The following is a 16079-nucleotide window of genomic DNA, read 5'->3' on the forward strand; positions in this document are numbered from 1 at the left end:
CGCGGGTCACGGAAGCCGGACCCACACCGCCTCCGAGGGGGTGCCGCCGTCGTCGGTGACGAACAGCATGTACCAGCCGGGAGGGGCCAGCGACGGGTCCTCGGGCACCGTCACCGTGACGGAGTCCTCCCCCCGCTCGACCTCCAGCCCCAGGGAACGCTGTTCCACGTCGGTGGTGTGGGTGACGGCACTGGGCCGGATCAGCCGGGCGGCGGCCACCCGCTGCGGGTCTTCGGTGCGGAAGGTGGCCTCGCCGCCCCGCTCCAGTTCCCCGGGGCCGTCACCGAGCACGGGACGGTCCTCCTCGTTGCCCGCGTGCAGATAGGGCGGGGTGAACACCTCGATGCGCTGCTCGAAGCGGCCCATCCGGGTGTTGTCCTTGTCGGCGAACAGCGGATCGGAGCCGAACGTCGCGACCCTCCCGTCGGGCAGCAGCAGCGCCTCCGCGTGGTAGTTCCGCGGGACGGTGGGGTCCGCGGCCGGACGGAACGCGTTCTCCACCGGGTCGTAGAACTGGGCCGCCAGGATGTCGCTGCGGCTGCGGCCCCGGTAGTCCCGTGAGCCACCGGTGGTGAACACCGTGTCGTCCGGGAGGATGACACTGTTCAGGTAGCGGGTGCCCTGGGGCAGTTCGGGCCCGTCCCGGTAGGCGGGGTCCTCCTCGCTCAGGTCGATCAGCGCGGTACGCGCGGTGGACAGTTCCGACTCGCCCACCCCGCCGCCGCCCAGCACCATGAAGCGCTGGTCCTGGGCGGGAGGCAGCAGCAGCGACGCGGAGGTCTCCAGCTGGTCCGGGTCGGACAGCCCGCCGACCTCGGTGAAGCTGTTCTCCTCCAGGTCCCAGATACCCGGCACGCGGCCCTGGTCGTCCGGCCCGTATCCGGCGTTGGAGCCGGTGTAGAAGATCTTGCCCCCCTCGGCCAGGAACAGTGCCGGGTAGGTGGGGAAGTAACGTTCCGGGCCGGTCGTCCACTCCTTGGTCTCCGGGTCGTAGATCTCGTTGATGCCGGGAACCACCTGGCCGATGTCGTCCAGCCCCGACACCGTCAGGACCTTGCCGTCGGGCAGGGTTGTCAGGGTGGGGTACCAGCGCGCCTCGGCCATCGGCGCCACCGGCACGTAGCGCTCAGCCTCCGGGTCGAACTCGTAGGCGACGTTCAGGCCGTGGAAGTCCTGGTCCTCCAGGGTCATCTCCTCGGCGAGCCCGTAGAGGTTGTCCGCGTCCTTGCCCCGCAGTCCCACGATCTCGTACTGCCCCGGCCCGGTGGTGACGCCCTCCTCCCCCTCGACCGTGGCCACCACGAAGACCCGCACCTCGGAGGCGGTGATCCGCTCCTGCTCCTCGCCCCGCTCCCCTTCCTCCGCCGGCACCGTCTCCTTGCGGGCGGGGGGAACGGTGACGGCTGTCTCGCTGACGTACTCCACACCCGCCGGGGAGCGGAACCGGGTCCCCTCGGGGAACTCCCTGCCGCGGTCGGGATCCTCGTTCTTGATGACCATCGCCCCGCCGGCGTGACGCACCGCGTCGCCGAGGATCTCGTACCGGGCGGTGCCGCCGGCAACCAGCAGCCGGCCGTCCGGCAGCGCGGCGTGGCCGGCGCAGAACAGGTCGTCCGGGGTCGGAACGTGACGGAAGGTGTTGTCCGCCGGGTCCCAGAGCACCGACTCGAAGGTGCCGGCCTCGAACATCTCCTCGTCGTTCCCGGAGCCGGCGATGAGCAGTACCTTTCCGGTACGCAGCAGCGCCGCGTGGATGGCATTGGTGCGGTACTTTTCCGGTACGTCCACGATCTCCCAGGAGCCGTACTGCGCCTGGTAGGCGGGCCGGCTGATCCGGTACTCGTGCAGCCGGTCCTGCGCGAAGCTCATGGCGGCCGGCAGATTGAGCCCCGCCAGCAGGAGGGTCACTCCGGTGCCGATGGCGGTCTTCTTCAGGCGGGGGCCGGGGCGGTACTGCATGGGTCAGCTCCCTCGGTTGGTGGCGGCGAGCGCGGGCCTGTCCTCCCGCGCCTCGTCGGGGTCCTCCGCCGGCTCGGGGGCGGAGACGGACACGGTCGCGGGCTGGGCGGTCCCGGCGGCGGAACGGGGGACGGCGGCCGCCCGGCGGGCACGGCGGCCGGCCACCGCCCAGATGGTCAGGGGGGCCAGGGAGACGGCCAGCGCCAGCAGGGCCCAGGTGCGCATGGCCACGTGCGTGTGGTTCAGGCACACGGAGACGACGAAGGACGCCGCCAGGACGGCTGCCCAGAACAGGTGCAGCCGGAACGTGGCGAGCCGGTCCGGGCTCGCCTCCTGCCCCTTGGGGGTGACCACGAACGAACTCTTGCGGCGCAGCAGGGCGTCCAGCAGCGAGCGGGCGTAGACCGGCGCGGAGAGCGCCGACATGATCATGCCTGCCAGGCCCGAGGATCCCTGCGGCTCGTGAGGGCTGACGTTGTGGCGCCGGTTCCAGATGTACAGGCCGATCTGGAGGGCCGCGACATCGCTGTAGAGCATCAGCCAGACGGCGGCCGGCACCTGCGTCCCCGAGGCACCGAGGTTGAGGTAGAGCACGCATCCGAGCACTCCCAGCATCCAGGTGAGGGCGGCCATCGGGTAGAAGGCCAGCATCAGCGAGTAGCTGAGCAGCTTGCCGGGCGAGTGCCGCCGGCCGCCCCTGCCGTACTGCCGCAGGATCGTCTCGTAGGTGCCGCGCGACCAGCGCAACTGCTGGGTGAAGAAGTCGGTCCAGGTGGAAGGGCCCTCACCGACCGCCAGCACGTCGGGGGTGTAGACGGAACGCCATCGCTGCCCGGTCACCGGGTTGCGGGACCGGTGCAGCTCGAATCCGGTGGCCATGTCCTCGGTGATCGAGTCGTACAGCCCGCCGATCTGCTGCACCGCGGAGATCCGCACCGCGTTGTTGGTGCCCACGAACATCGCGGCGCCGTAGCGGTTTCCGGCCCGCTGGATCAGCGCGTGGAAGAGGAACTGCTGGCTCTCGGCGGACTTGGTGACGGGCCCGTCGTAGTTCCCGTAGACCTGCGGGCCGACCACGAAGGCGACGTCGGGATCGCGGAAGTAGCCCAGCATCCGCTCCAGGTAGTTCGGCAGCGGCACGTGATCGGTGTCCACCGAGGCGAAGAAGTCGTAGGACCAGCCGTGGGCGTCCAGCCAGGCGTTGTAGTTGCCGTGCTTGGTCCTCGCGCGATGGGGCCCGGTGGGCCGGTTCCAGCGTTCGACGCCCTTGCGGCTGAAGTGCAGGACCCCGAGTTCGGTGCACAGCTCCCTGGCCTCGCGGTCGTCGCCCTCGTCGAGCAGCCAGACGTCCAGCAGGCCGTCGTGCCGCAGCGAGACGGCCGCCTCCAGCGTGGCCCGGACCATCGCCAGGGGTTCCTTGCCCGGTACGTACGTAGTGAGGAAGGCCACCTTGGTGCCGGGTTCGGGCAGCACCGGGACCGGGTCGCGGGCGACCATGGTGGCGTGGCCGATCGAGAGGATGTTGACCAGCCGGAAGCTCTCGATCAGCCCGATGCAGAGCAGCATCGTGGCATCCGCGACGAGCAGCCACAGCGGCGCGTTGTCCCGGTCCGTCCAGTGGCTCGGCCAGACGAGCCACAGCAGGAGCACCAGGGACAGCAGTGGTGCCAGTGTCATCAGCAGGACCGCCCGTATGCGGTGCGGCTCCTGGGATATCAGGCTCCGGAACTGCACCCGGTAGTCCGGGCCCGGCTCGGTGAACGGTCCCGCGAGACGGCTGTAGGTCTCGTAGTCGTAGCCCTCTCGCCGCACCATGCCCTCCAGGAATTCGACAAAGCCGACACCTCCACCACACGGCAGGAGGGTGACGAAGTCGAACCGGGAGGGGCCGTCCGGGCGAAAACGCCACGTCCGGGTTTAGGGACTGCGACGGGCAGCACTGGGGCCCCCGGCCGGCGGCAAACCGGCCCGGGGGCCCAGGTGTTGGCGGGTATCGCGGCGCCCGGAAGAAGGGCTCGGGGAGGCGGGAGGAGCCCGGCGCTCGGCCGTGCGGGCGGCCACACCCGGCCCGTCAGGCGTTGACGACGCCCTCGCGGCGGGCCCGGGCCGCGATGACCCCGGCCTCCTCCTCACGGCGCAGCCGCCGCTCGGCGAAGAAGCCCCCGGCCGGCACGACCGACATCAGGAAGTACCAGCCCGCGGTCGTCAGTGGCCAGCGGGCCCGGTTCCAGGCGTCGAGCCACAGCAGGCCGTAGACGACGAAGAGAAGACCGTGCACGGCGCCGAGCACCGGCACGGCATTGAACTCGGTGGTGCGCTTCAGCACGGAGGCGACCAGGAGCAGGAGGAAGGAGACCGCCTCGGGGGCGGACACCAGCCGGAGCCGTCGCAGGGCGGAAGCCGTCTTGGGATCCATGGGGGCCACTTTCGCGTCATGTGAACGGATGCACAAGCTCTCTCATTGTGGCAGCCTTCCGGGCGATCTCGGCCCGGGGGTCCGGCTGGATAGAGTTCGCAGCATGGACACCGAGACCGGGACCCGCTGGCTGACCGACGCGGAGCAGAGCGCCTGGCGCACCCACCTGGACGTCAGCAAACTGCTCACGCTCCGGCTGGAGCGGGACCTCCAGCCCTTCGGGCTGACCATGAACGACTACGAGATCCTGGTCAATCTCTCCGAGTCCGAGGATCACCGGATGCGGATGAGCGACCTCGCGGCCGCCACGCTGCAGTCCAAGAGCAGGCTCTCCCACCAGATCACCCGGATGGAGCGGGCGGAGCTGGTGCGCCGGGAGAACTGCGCGTCCGACAAGCGCGGCCTGTTCGCCGTCCTCACCGAGCACGGCTGGGCCACCATGCGGAAGGTCGCCCCGCACCACGTCGCCTCCGTCCGCCGCCACTTCATCGATCTCCTCCCGCCCGAGGACCTGGCGGCGCTGCGCGCGTCCCTGGAACCGGTCGCCCAGCACCTGCGGGCCGAACGCGCCCGCCCCTGATCACGTACGAAACCGCGCGCCGCCCTCCGACCGGCACCGCGGGCGCTTTCGTACCCGGCGGCGGGCAGCCCGTACGCTGGAAGACACGGACGAAGCGACACACCGAAGGGGTGCCGGGAGCGGGCCGAGGACGGCGCTCCGCCGTCCGGCCGGTGGCCGGACCCAAGGCGCCCACCCGGCGGGCAGCGGCCGGCGGCCGGCTCGCCGACCACTCACGGGAGGTCGATCCCATGGTGCGCAAGAAGGTCGAGGGCAACGAGGAACAGCGCCGCGCCGCCGGGCGCCGGGCCCGGGAGCAGGGCGAGGAGCCCAGCGCCCGGGGCGTGACGACAGGCGCGTCCAAGCAACGCACGCACCTGCCGCACCGCCACGCGGTGCGGCACGACGAACGCCTGGCCACCCGGCACCGCGGCAAGCAGCGGTGGCGGGAGGACGGACAGGAGCGGCAGGGCCGGCCTGCGGACGGGCGCGCGGCCCCCGCTCCCGGCGCCTCCGCCGGCGCGCGGTACACCGAGGCACACGCGGCGGTCTTCGGCGCGGTGGCGCAGGCCGAGTACCGCCACGGCGGGGAGGAGGTGCATCTGGAGGAGGTCGCCCGGACCGCCGGTCTGCCGGCCGGGGAGACCCGCCGTCTGCTGCACGACCTGGTCACCCGGCACCGGCTGGTCACCGAACTGCAGAGCACGGCGGAGCCGGACCTCGGGCCCCGTTACGGCACCAGGGCCCGCTGAGGGCCCGGTTCCGGCGGGTCAGCGGTCCTCGGTGACCGCGGCGACCAGCTCGTCGGCCGCCGCGTAGGGGTCGAGCGTCCCGGCCACGATGCGCTCGGCGAGCACGCCCAGCCGCTGGTCACCGCGCAGGTCGCCGATGCGCTCGCGCAGGGCGGTGACGGCGATGGTCTCCACCTCGTGCGCCGCGCGGCGCCGCCGGCGCTCGGTGAGGACCCCGCGCTCCTCCATCCAGGCACGGTGCTTCTCCAGTGCCTCCACGACTTCGTCCACACCCTCTCCGCGGGACGCGACCGTCTTGACGATCGACGGCCGCCAGTCGCCCGGGCTCCGCGACTCGCCCAGGCCCAGCATGTGGTTCAGCTCCCGTACGGTGGCGTCCGCGCCGTCCCGGTCCGCCTTGTTGACCACGAAGACGTCACCGATCTCGAGGATCCCGGCCTTGGCCGCCTGAATGCCGTCGCCCATTCCGGGCGCCAGCAGGACCACGGAGGTGTCGGCCTGGGAGGCGATCTCCACCTCCGACTGCCCGACGCCCACCGTCTCGACCAGGACGACGTCGCAGCCCGCCGCGTCCAGCACCCGGACGGCCTGGGGGGCGGCCCAGGCCAGTCCGCCCAGGTGGCCGCGGGTGGCCATGGACCGGATGTAGACGCCGGGGTCGGAGGCGTGCTCCCCCATCCGGACCCGGTCGCCCAGGAGCGCGCCGCCGGAGAACGGCGAGGACGGGTCCACGGCCAGCACACCGACCCGCCGGCCCGCCCGGCGGTAGGCGCTGACCAGCGCCGACGTCGAGGTGGACTTCCCGACGCCGGGCGAGCCGGTCAGCCCGACCACATAGGCGCGGCCCGAGTACGGCGCGAGCGCCGCCATCACCTCGCGCAGCTGCGGCGACGCCCCCTCCACCAGCGAGATCAGCCGGGCAACCGCCCGTGGCTGCCCCTGCCGGGCCCTGCTGACAAGATCGGGGACGTCGACCGCCATCGCTGCTGTGCTCCTCGTGTCGCCTTCGCCGCGTCAGTGCGCGGAGTGGTTACTGCTGGGGGACGCTGATGATCAGGGCGTCGCCCTGACCGCCGCCGCCGCACAGCGCCGCGGCCCCGGTGCCACCGCCCCGCCGCTTGAGCTCCAGCGCCAGGTGCAGCACCAGCCGCGCGCCGGACATCCCGATCGGGTGTCCCAGGGCGATGGCACCACCGTTGACGTTCACCTTCCCGAAGTCCACGCCCAGGTCCTTCATGGACTGCACGGCGACGGCGGCGAACGCCTCGTTGATCTCCAGCAGGTCCAGGTCGCCGGCGTCCAGGCCCTGCTTGCCCAGGGCGTGCCGGATGGCGTTGGAGGGCTGCGACTGCAGAGAGTTGTCCGGACCCGCCACGTTGCCGTGGGCGCCGATCTCGGCGAGCCACTCCAGGCCCAGCTCCTCGGCCTTCGCCTTGGACATCACGACCACCGCGGCGGCGCCGTCGGAGATCTGCGAGGCGGAGCCGGCGGTGATGGTGCCGTCCTTGGAGAAGGCCGGGCGCAGCTTGGCCAGCGACTCCTCGGTGGTCTCCCCGCGGATGCCCTCGTCCTGCGAGAAGAGCACCGGGTCGCCCTTGCGCTGCGGGATCTCCACGGGTGTGATCTCGGCCTCGAACAGGCCGTTCTTCTGCGCGGCGGCGGCCCGCCGGTGCGAGGCGGCGGCGATCGCGTCCTGCTCGGCCCGGCCGATGCCCAGGCGGGTGTTGTGGTGCTCGGTGGAGGCGCCCATCGCGATGTTGTCGAAGGCGTCGGTCAGGCCGTCGTGCGCCATGGCGTCGAGCATCTCCACGGCACCGTACTTGTAGCCGGAGCGCGACTTGGGCAGCAGGTGCGGCGCGTTGGTCATGGACTCCTGGCCGCCGGCGACGATCACGTCGAACTCGCCGGCCCGGATGAGCTGGTCGGCCAGCGCGATGGCGTCCAGGCCGGACAGGCACACCTTGTTGACGGTGAGCGCCGGGACGTTCATGGGGATGCCCGCCTTGACGGCGGCCTGGCGCGCCGGGATCTGCCCGGCCCCGGCCTGGAGCACCTGGCCCATGATCACGTACTGGACCTGGTCGCCGCCGATACCGGCCCGCTCCAGGGCCGCCTTGATGGCGAATCCGCCCAGGTCGGCGCCCGAGAAGGAGGCGAGGGAGCCGAGGAGCCGGCCCATCGGGGTCCGCGCCCCCGAGACGATCACTGACGTGGTGCCGTTGGTTCCGGTCATGGTGCGGCTCCTTGGTTACTGAAGGAGTGAACGAGGGTTCACGCCAATCTACTGAGCGGCTTCCGCTCCGGTCACCGGCTGGAGGCTGTGACGGTGCGCACGTTGCGCCATCACCCGGTGTGGCGTTGGACTGGAGAGATGCTGACGCGTATCGATCACATCGGAATCGCCTGCTTCGACCTGGACACCACCGTCGAGTTCTACCGTGCCACGTACGGCTTCGAGGTGTTCCACACCGAGGTCAACGAGGAGCAGGGGGTCCGGGAGGCCATGCTCAGGATCAACGGCACCGACGACGGCGGTGCCTCCTACCTGCAGCTGCTGGAGCCCGTGCGGGAGGACTCGCCGGTCGGCAAGTGGCTGGCGAAGAACGGGGAGGGCGTACATCACATCGCCTTCGGGACCGCGGACGTGGACGGCGACGCCGACGCCATCCGCGACAAGGGTGTCCGGGTGCTCTACGACGAGCCGCGCACCGGCTCCATGGGCTCCCGCATCACGTTTCTGCACCCCAAGGACTGTCACGGAGTTCTCACCGAACTGGTCACAGCCGCCGGTTCGTCACCGGATGGATCCGCGGAGCACTGACGTGGGCTGCCCCGGCCGGTAGAGTGGCCCGAGCCGGGGCAATGGGCTCGCTTCTCTCGTCCCATGTTCGGCCGATGATCCGGCAGACCGATCGATGTGACGACGACCAGGGGACGGATGGGACCGCGCAGTGCGGGGCAACGACCGCTACGAGGCTGACGACCACCTCTCGAAGTTCGAAGCCGAGATGGCACGGCTGAAAAAGGAGCGGGACAAGGCCGTCGATCACGCCGACGACCTCGGCTACCAGGTCGAGGTCCTGCGTGCCAAGCTGCACGAGGCGCGCCGCCATCTGGCTCTCCGGCCCGCCTACGGCGACCCTTCGGGCCACGCCGAGCAGCTGCTGCGCAATGCCCAGATGCAGGCCGACCAGATGCGGTCGGAGGCCGAGCGCGAACTGCGCGAGGCCCGGGCGCGCACCCAGCACGTGCTGCAGGAGCAGTCGGAGCAGCGCGCCCGCATGGAGGCCGAGCTGCATGCCGAGGGCGTGCGCCGGCGGCAGCAGCTCGACGAGGAGCTGGCGCAGCGCCGGGCGACCGTCGAGACGCACGTCAACGAGAACGTCGCCTGGGCCGAGCAGGTCCGGGCCCGCAGCGAGGCCCAGGCCCGGCGGCTGCTGGAGGAGACCCGGGCCGAGGCCGAGCGGGCGCTGGCACAGGCGCGCGCCGAGGCCCACCAGCTGGCCGAGGCGTCCCGCCGCCGGCTGGCCATGGAGACCGAGCGCGCCCGCGCCGAGACCGAGGAGCTGCTGCGCCGCGCCCGCACCGACGCCGAGCGGATGCTGGCCGCCGCCTCCGCGCAGGCCCAGGAGGCCACCGAACACGCCGAGCGGCTGCGCTCCACCTCCACCGCCGAGGCGGAGTCCGGGCGCCGGGAGGCCGCCGGACTGGTCCGCAAGGCCGAGGAGCGGATGACGGAGGCGCAGAACGCCCTGCGCGCCGCCCGCGAGGAGGCCGCACTGGTCGTCGCCCGGGCGCGGGAGGAGGCCGAGAAGCAGCTCGCCGGTGCCCGCACGCAGTACGAGCAGCGCACCGCCACCGCCAAGGCCGAGGTGGCCCGGCTGGTGGCCGGGGCCACCGAGGAGGCCCAGGGACTGAAGGCCGAGGCCGAGCAGCTGCTGGCCGACGCCCGCGCCAAGGCCGAGCAGCTGCTGGCCGAGGCGGCCGACGACGCCAGGACGAGGTCTGCCGAGGAGTCCGCGGCCCAGCTCGCCGAGGCGGCCCGCACCGCCGAGGAGGTGCTGAACAAGGCGGCCCGCGAGGCACGGGCCACCACCAGGGCGGCCGGCGAGGAGGCCGAGCGGCTGCGCTCGGAGGCCGAGGCGGAGGCCGCCCGGCTCATCGACGAGGCGCACGACACCGCCGAGCAGCTCAAGGGCACGGCCAAGGACGACACCAAGGAGTACCGCGCCAAGACCGTCGAGCTGCAGGAGGAGGCACGCCGGCTGCGCGGCGAGGCCGAGCAGCTGCGGACCGAGGCCAACTCCGAGGGCGAGCGCATCCGCGCCGAGGCCCGGAGCGAGGCGGTCGGGCAGATCGAGGAGGCCGCGGCCAGCGCCGAGGAGCTGCTGACCCGGGCCAAGGCCGACGCCGAGGAGACGCGGACGGCCGCCGTCGCCGAGAGCGAGCGGGTCCGCACCGAGGCCATCGACCGGGCCCGGACTCTGCGCACCCAGGCCGAGGAGGCGCTCAAGAAGGCGCGGTCCGAGGCCGAGGAACTGCTGGCCGACGCCCACCGGCAGGCCGCCAGGGCAACCGAGGAGGCCGAGGAGGCCGTCCGGAAGCTGCGCGCCGACACCGAGCGGGCCGTGCGGGCCGAGCGGGAGGCCGCCGCCGGCGAGCTGGCGCGGCTGCGCGAGGAGGCCGGGCAGCGGCTGGCCGACGCCGAGACGGCGCTGGCCGAGGCCCGTGCGGAGGCCGAACGGCTGCGCAGCGAGGCCACCGCCGAGACCGAACGCCTGCGCGCGGAGTCCGCCGAACGCATCCGGGCGCTGACCGAACAGGCCGAGCAGGCCGCTCAGAAGCTGAAGGACGAGGCGGCCACGGACGCCGCCAGGTCCCGCGCCGAGGCCGAGGAGCTGGCCGTGCGGCTGCGCGGCGAGGCGACGGCGGAGGCCGAGCGGCTGCGGACCGAGGCCCGGCAGGCCGCCGACCGGGTCAGGGCCGAGGCGGACGCCGCGGCCGAACGGACCGGCGCCGAGGCCGCCGAGGCGCTGAGCACCGCCCAGGAGGAGGCCGCCCGCCTGCGCCGGGAGGCCGACACTCTGCTGGAGGAGGCACGGGAGGCCGCGCACCAGGAGCGGACCAGGGCGCACGAGCAGAGCGAGGAGCTGCTGGCCTCCGCCCGGTCGCAGGTGGAGGAGGCCGAGCGGCGGGCCGAGGCGCTCGTCTCGGCCGCCGAGGAGAAGGCCCAGAAGGTCCGCGACTCCGTCTCCGGCCTGCGCGAGGAGGCTCTGGCGGAGATCGCCGAACGCCGCGCGGAGGCCGAGCGGGAGGCGGCCCGGGTGCTGAAGGTGTCCGCCGAGGAGAAGGAAGCCGCCGCGGCGCTGGCCGAGCGCACCGTCACGGAGGCCATCGCCGAGGCGGAGCGCACCCGGGCCGCGGCCCAGGAGGAGGCGGAGCGCACCCGGGCGGAGGCCGACGAGGTGCGGGACACCGCGCGCGCCGACGCCGCGCGCACGCGCAGCGAGGCAGCCGGGCAGGCAGACGGACTGCTGGCGAAGGCGCAGCAGGAAGCGGTGCGCACGACCGCCGCCGCCGAGGAGCAGTCCGACCGGATGGTGAGTGCCGCCCGCGCCGAGGCCGAGCGGGTCGTCCGGGAGGCTCGGGCCACCGGCGCCGAACTGGTGGAGACCGCCCGCGGCGACGCCAACACCCTGCTGGAGGAGGCCCGCCGGGACGCCGCCGCCATAAGGGAGCGGGCCGAGGAGCTGCGGACCAGGACCGAGACGGAGATCCAGGAGCTGCACGACCGGGCGCGGCGGGAGGCCGCCGAGGCCACCCGGGCGGCCGGGGAGCGGGTGGACAAGCTGGTGGGCGCCGCCGAGGAGCAGCGCGCGCAGGCCCGTGCCGAGGCGGAGAAGATGCTGGCCGAGGCCGACGCCGAGGCGTCGAAGGTCCGGATCGCCGCGGTGCGCAAGGCCGAGTCGCTGCTGAAGGACGCCGAGAAGAAGCGTGCCGAGGTACTGCGCGAGGCCGAGAAGGCACGTGCCGACGCGAAGCAGGAGGCCAAGCGCACGGTGGAGGCCGGCAAGCGCGAGCTGGACCAGCTGGCCCGTCGGCGCGAGGACATCAACGCCGAGATCTCCCGGGTGCAGGACGTCCTGGAGGCCCTGGTGTCCTTCGAGGCACCGCCCGCACCGGGCAAGGGAACGACCTCCAACGGTGCCGTCGGTGCCGGGGCCGCCGGACGTCAGGGAGGCAAGCAATCGGGCGGCTGACGACCCGGCGGAGCACTGCCGGAGCGGCCTTCGGGGGCCGGCTTCCGCCCTGACACCCGAACGGGCGGAAAAGAGCCGCCGGACCAGACATTCTCCACAGAGAACGCGCATCCGCTCGATGACACGCCGGTTTGCCCCCTAGGATTCCCCCGAGGGCATATCCGGGTGCTCCGGCCGGACGCACTCTGAGACGCACCCCGTCTGACTCACCCGTCTGAATCGACAGGAACCCCATGAGCGACACATCCTCCCCCTTCGGCTTCGAGCTCGTGCGGCGTGGCTATGACCGCGGGCAGGTGGACGACCGCATCACGAAGCTCGTTGCCGACCGCGACAGCGCGCTTGCTCGCATCACGTCCCTGGAGAAGCGGATCGAGGAGCTGCACCTCGAGACGCAGAACGCGCAGGCCCAGATCAACGACTCCGAGCCGTCCTACGCCGGGCTCGGTGCGCGCGTCGAGAAGATCCTCCGCCTCGCCGAGGAGGAGGCCAAGGACCTGCGCGAGGAGGCCCGGCGGGCCGCCGAGCAGCACCGCGAGCTCGCCGAGGCCGCCGCCCAGCAGGTCCGCAACGACGCGGAGTCCTACGCCACGGACCGCAAGGCCAAGGCCGAGGACGAGGGCAACCGGATCATCGAGAAGGCCAAGGGCGACGCGGCCTCGCTGCGCGCCGAGGCCGAGAAGGACGCCCAGGCCAAGCGGGAGGAGGCCGACTCCCTCTTCGAGGACACCCGTGCCAAGGCCGCCCAGGCCGCCGCGGACTTCGAGACCAACCTCGCCAAGCGCCGCGAGCAGTCCGAACGCGACCTCGCCTCCCGGCAGGCCAAGGCCGAGAAGCGGCTGGCGGAGATCGAGCACCGGGCAGAGCAGCTGCGCCTGGAGGCCGAGAAGCTGCGCACCGACGCCGAGCGCCGCGCCCGCCAGACGGTGGAGACCGCGCAGCGTCAGGCCGAGGACATCGTGGCCGACGCCAACGCCAAGGCCGACCGCGTCCGCAGCGAGTCCGAGCGCGAACTGGCGGCCCTGACCAACCGCCGGGACAGCATCAACGCCCAGCTGACCAACGTCCGCGAGATGCTGGCCACGCTGACCGGTGCCCAGGTGGCCGCGGCGGCCGGGCTCGGCGACAGCGACGACGGCGACGACGGCCTGTCCAAGGGGGTGCCGGCTCAGCAGTCGCGCTGATCCGCACTCCGGCCGGACCGTTCCACGGCGCCGGAGCCGCAGCCCCTGCCGGGCGCGGCTCCGGCGCCGTCGCGCGTGGAGCCGGAAAACGGACCGGCCCGGGTTGTGGACGGACTGTTGCATTCCGGGGCTGCCCACGGCGGTGCGCCGCCGATAGGGTCGGAGCTCCACGGGGGCGGTACACAGGTTGTGCGATCACGCCCCGACCGAACACACAGGGGCAAGCACGATGATCGAGGCCATCGGTCTGACGAAGAGCTACGGCTCGAAGACAGCCGTGCACGACCTGACCTTCCACGTCCAGCCTGGCAAGGTCACCGGCTTCCTCGGCCCGAACGGCGCCGGGAAGTCCACCACCATGCGCATGATTCTGGGTCTGGACGCGCCCACCCACGGCAGCGTCACCATCGGCGGCCACCCGTACCGCCGGCTGCCCAACGCCCCGCGGCAGGTGGGGGCTCTGCTGGACGCCAACGCACGGCACGGCGGGCGCAGCGCACGGGCGCACCTGCGGTGCCTGGCGCAGCTGTCCGGCATTCCCCTCCGGCGGGTCGACGAGGTCCTGGGCGTCGTCGGACTGCAGGACGTGGCCGGCAAGCGCTCGAAGGGGTTCTCGCTCGGTATGGGGCAGCGGCTGGGCATCGCCGCGGCGCTGCTCGGAGACCCCCAGGTGCTGCTCTTCGACGAGCCGGTCAACGGGCTGGACCCGGAGGGCATCCGCTGGGTGCGCCAGCTGATGCGGCAGCTGGCCGCCGAGGGCCGGACCGTGTTCGTCTCCAGCCATCTGATGAGCGAGATGGCGCAGACCGCGGACCACCTGATCGTGATCGGCCGCGGCCAGCTGATGGCCGACCTGCCGGTGCAGGACTTCATCGTCCAGAACTCCACGGGTTACGCCAGGGTGCGCACCCCCGAGGACGACGCCGAGGCGCGTGACCGGCTGGTGAAGGCGCTGGGCGAGGCAGGCGGCCAGGTGCACCCGGAGCCGGACGGCGCCCTGAGGGTCGTCGGTGTGCCGCTGCCCCGCATCAGCGACATCGCGCACGGGGCCGACGTGAGGCTCTGGGAACTGTCGCCGCACCAGGCGTCCCTGGAGGAGGCGTACATGCGGATGACCCAGGGAGCGGTGGACTACCGCTCGACCGCCGACCCGCGCGCCGGCCTCCAGATGCCCGCCGCCGGCGTCCCGCCGCAGGGCGGATACGCACCCCCGCCGCAGGGCTGGGGCCCGCCGGCACAGGGCGGTTTCGGACCGCCGCCGGGCGCAGCGGCACCGCAGTCCCCGTCGTACGCACAGCCGCAGGAGAACACGCGATGAGCAGCCCGACCCCTCCCCCGCCCCAGTCGCCCCCGCAGACCCCGGCGTCCCCACCGGCTCCCGGGCAGGCGTCGTGGCAGGCCCCCGGGCAGATGCCGCCGGTGCCCCCGCCTCCGGCGGGGCCGCAGGGTGCGCCCGGCCCCGCGCCGGTCGTGTACACCTCGCCCATTCCCGAGCGCCGCACGCACCTGGGCCACGCCCTGCTGTCGGAGTGGACGAAGATCCGCACGGTGCGCTCCACCGTGTGGACGCTGGCCGTCATGTTCCTGGTCACCGTCGGGATCGGCCTTCTGCTGGCCATGGCGCTCAGCTCCGAGGACTGGGTGGGCATGCCGCTGCTCTCCGGCGGCTTCTTCGGCCTGATGTTCGGTCAGGTCTGCATCATCACGCTGGGCGTGCTGGTCATGACCTCCGAATACGGCACCGGCATGATGCGCACCACCCTCACCGCCTGCCCGCAGCGCGGGCGGGTCCTGCTGGCGAAGGCCGTGGTCTTCTTCCTGCTGGCCTTCACGATGACGCTGGCGGCCACCGCCCTGACCAGCCTGATCCACTCGTCGATGCTCGGCGGCCAGACGGTTCCGTCCTACGGGGTGCACGATGACCGCCTGGCCGATTCGATCGTGAACGGTGAGCTGGTGGCCACGGCGGACCAGTGGCTGGGAGCGACCGTCGGCGCGGCGCTTTACGTCTCCCTGCTGGGGCTGCTGGGGCTGGCCGTGGGCGCGCTGCTGCGGCACTCCGCCGGTGCCATCACCGCCATGATCGGCCTGGTGGTGCTGCCGCTGCTGGCGGCCCTGTTCATGGTGGGCGAGAGCCTGTACACGGCCCGCGAGGTGCTGATCGAGTACTCCCCGCTCAACGGTCTTGCCTCGCTGTACGGCATCCCGATGGACGGAGACGTCGACAGCACCGGCTGGCCGCTGCTCGGGCTGCTGGCCGCGGTCACGCTGGCGGCCCTGATCTCCGCTTACGCCAGGGTGACGGCGACGGACGCCTGAGCGTCCCTGCCCCGGTGCCGTCGCCGCCCCGGCGGACGGGGCGGTGACGGCACCGGGGCCGACGTCTCAATAGCGGGGGGCGTCCCGGGACCGCCGGGTCCGGGCAGCCCGCCGGTCCCTGGCGTTCCAGCAGGCCCGGTGCCAGTGCCGCCGGTCGTCCACCGCGCCGTGCGCCGGCCAGGCCACCACATGCGGCACGCCCGGCGGTATCTCCTGGTCGCAGCCGGGACAGCGGTAATGCTTGCCCGCGGCACTTCCCGTGATCCCGCGCACGACCCAGTCCTCACCGCGCCAGGTCTCGGTGTGCTCCAGCCCGTACCGCTCCCCGGCTCCCTCGTTCCGGCTGCCGGACGGCAGGCTGCGGCCGCGAGGACGGTTGCGACGCGGGGACACGGAACACCTCTGCTGGGGGACGGACCGTCGGGCACGGCGGACGGTGCGGTGACCGGCACGCCGTCACCAGCCTACGCACCGCGGCGGACTCCTGCGGCCGGCCCCCGCCCGGACTCCCGCCGGATTCGCCGTGATCAGGGCCGCCCAGTGATCATCCGAAAAACTACACCCCAGGAGGCCGTGCCCCCGGCACGTGTCACGCGTTATTGCCGTAACGGATCCTTCGGAGAAAGGGCA

Annotated in this window: 13 protein-coding genes; 7 read left to right on the forward strand and 6 right to left on the reverse strand. The window is 72.8% G+C overall.

The annotated features are described in order from the left end of the window. Positions 1–6 precede the first annotated feature (6 nt). From glxA to ABD299_RS03575, 3 genes are all read right to left on the reverse strand, one after another. Positions 7–1959, reverse strand: coding sequence for a radical copper oxidase GlxA (gene glxA / locus ABD299_RS03565; RefSeq protein WP_344258778.1), 1953 nt, complete (start codon positions 1957–1959; stop codon positions 7–9). Positions 1960–1962: 3 nt separating this feature from the next. Next, positions 1963–3774 carry a glycosyltransferase family 2 protein gene (locus tag ABD299_RS03570; RefSeq protein ID WP_344258779.1) on the reverse strand — a complete coding sequence of 604 codons (1812 nt, stop codon included), beginning with the start codon at positions 3772–3774 and terminating at the stop codon, positions 1963–1965. 256 nt (positions 3775–4030) lie between these two features. Continuing rightward, positions 4031–4375 carry a DUF3817 domain-containing protein gene (locus ABD299_RS03575; RefSeq protein WP_344258780.1) on the reverse strand — a complete coding sequence of 115 codons (345 nt, stop codon included), beginning with the start codon at positions 4373–4375 and terminating at the stop codon, positions 4031–4033. A gap of 103 nt (positions 4376–4478) precedes the next feature. On the opposite strand from ABD299_RS03575, the gene ABD299_RS03580 reads away from it, so the two are divergent. Together ABD299_RS03580 and ABD299_RS03585 are read left to right on the forward strand one after the other, a co-directional pair. Continuing rightward, positions 4479–4955 (forward strand): MarR family winged helix-turn-helix transcriptional regulator, encoded by a 477-nt coding sequence (locus ABD299_RS03580; RefSeq protein WP_344258781.1) that lies wholly within the window; start codon positions 4479–4481, stop codon positions 4953–4955. A gap of 152 nt (positions 4956–5107) precedes the next feature. Then, on the forward strand, positions 5108–5686 hold the full coding sequence (locus ABD299_RS03585) for a helix-turn-helix domain-containing protein (RefSeq protein ID WP_344258782.1): 579 nt from the start codon (positions 5108–5110) through the stop codon (positions 5684–5686). Between the two features lie 18 nt (positions 5687–5704). Here the strand turns inward: ABD299_RS03585 and meaB are convergent, their stop codons facing one another. Together meaB and ABD299_RS03595 are read right to left on the reverse strand one after the other, a co-directional pair. Next, the gene (gene meaB / locus ABD299_RS03590) at positions 5705–6667 is read right to left on the reverse strand and encodes a methylmalonyl Co-A mutase-associated GTPase MeaB (protein ID WP_344258783.1); all 963 of its coding nucleotides are present in this window, start codon (positions 6665–6667) and stop codon (positions 5705–5707) included. A 49-nt stretch (positions 6668–6716) separates the two neighbouring features. Then, entirely contained in the window at positions 6717–7919 is a 1203-nt protein-coding gene (locus ABD299_RS03595) for an acetyl-CoA C-acetyltransferase (RefSeq protein WP_344258784.1), read from the reverse strand. 138 nt (positions 7920–8057) lie between these two features. On the opposite strand from ABD299_RS03595, the gene mce reads away from it, so the two are divergent. From mce to ABD299_RS03620, 5 genes are all read left to right on the forward strand, one after another. Next, positions 8058–8507: a methylmalonyl-CoA epimerase gene (gene mce, locus ABD299_RS03600; RefSeq protein ID WP_344258786.1), complete on the forward strand. Its 450-nt coding sequence runs from the start codon at positions 8058–8060 to the stop codon at positions 8505–8507. Between the two features lie 130 nt (positions 8508–8637). Further along, positions 8638–11946, forward strand: coding sequence for a hypothetical protein (locus tag ABD299_RS03605; protein WP_344258787.1), 3309 nt, complete (start codon positions 8638–8640; stop codon positions 11944–11946). Between the two features lie 233 nt (positions 11947–12179). Then, positions 12180–13130, forward strand: a complete 951-nt coding sequence (locus ABD299_RS03610) for a coiled-coil domain-containing protein (RefSeq protein ID WP_344258788.1) — start codon at positions 12180–12182, stop codon at positions 13128–13130. Between the two features lie 229 nt (positions 13131–13359). Next, positions 13360–14448 (forward strand): ATP-binding cassette domain-containing protein, encoded by a 1089-nt coding sequence (locus ABD299_RS03615; protein WP_344258789.1) that lies wholly within the window; start codon positions 13360–13362, stop codon positions 14446–14448. Next, positions 14445–15449, forward strand: coding sequence for an ABC transporter permease (locus ABD299_RS03620; RefSeq protein WP_344258790.1), 1005 nt, complete (start codon positions 14445–14447; stop codon positions 15447–15449). The genes ABD299_RS03615 and ABD299_RS03620 overlap by 4 nt, the downstream gene beginning before the upstream one ends. A gap of 66 nt (positions 15450–15515) precedes the next feature. On the opposite strand, the gene ABD299_RS03625 is transcribed toward ABD299_RS03620, so the two are convergent. Beyond that, positions 15516–15842, reverse strand: a complete 327-nt coding sequence (locus ABD299_RS03625; protein WP_344258791.1) for an ATP/GTP-binding protein — start codon at positions 15840–15842, stop codon at positions 15516–15518. Positions 15843–16079: the final 237 nt, after the last annotated feature.

Source organism: Streptomyces sodiiphilus, from assembly GCF_039529215.1.
GTDB classification, from domain to species: domain Bacteria; phylum Actinomycetota; class Actinomycetes; order Streptomycetales; family Streptomycetaceae; genus Streptomyces; species Streptomyces sodiiphilus.

What these genes read in the sequence shown, in the direction of transcription:
- glxA (WP_344258778.1), bottom strand. Translation starts at nt 1,959, where the DNA reads ATGCAGTACCGCCCCGGCCCCCGCCTGAAGAAGACCGCCATCGGCACC.
- ABD299_RS03570 (WP_344258779.1), bottom strand. Translation starts at nt 3,774, where the DNA reads ATGGTGCGGCGAGAGGGCTACGACTACGAGACCTACAGCCGTCTCGCG.
- ABD299_RS03575 (WP_344258780.1), bottom strand. Translation starts at nt 4,375, where the DNA reads ATGGATCCCAAGACGGCTTCCGCCCTGCGACGGCTCCGGCTGGTGTCC.
- ABD299_RS03580 (WP_344258781.1), top strand. Translation starts at nt 4,479, where the DNA reads ATGGACACCGAGACCGGGACCCGCTGGCTGACCGACGCGGAGCAGAGC.
- meaB (WP_344258783.1), bottom strand. Translation starts at nt 6,667, where the DNA reads ATGGCGGTCGACGTCCCCGATCTTGTCAGCAGGGCCCGGCAGGGGCAG.
- ABD299_RS03595 (WP_344258784.1), bottom strand. Translation starts at nt 7,919, where the DNA reads ATGACCGGAACCAACGGCACCACGTCAGTGATCGTCTCGGGGGCGCGG.
- mce (WP_344258786.1), top strand. Translation starts at nt 8,058, where the DNA reads ATGCTGACGCGTATCGATCACATCGGAATCGCCTGCTTCGACCTGGAC.
- ABD299_RS03610 (WP_344258788.1), top strand. Translation starts at nt 12,180, where the DNA reads ATGAGCGACACATCCTCCCCCTTCGGCTTCGAGCTCGTGCGGCGTGGC.
- ABD299_RS03615 (WP_344258789.1), top strand. Translation starts at nt 13,360, where the DNA reads ATGATCGAGGCCATCGGTCTGACGAAGAGCTACGGCTCGAAGACAGCC.
- ABD299_RS03620 (WP_344258790.1), top strand. Translation starts at nt 14,445, where the DNA reads ATGAGCAGCCCGACCCCTCCCCCGCCCCAGTCGCCCCCGCAGACCCCG.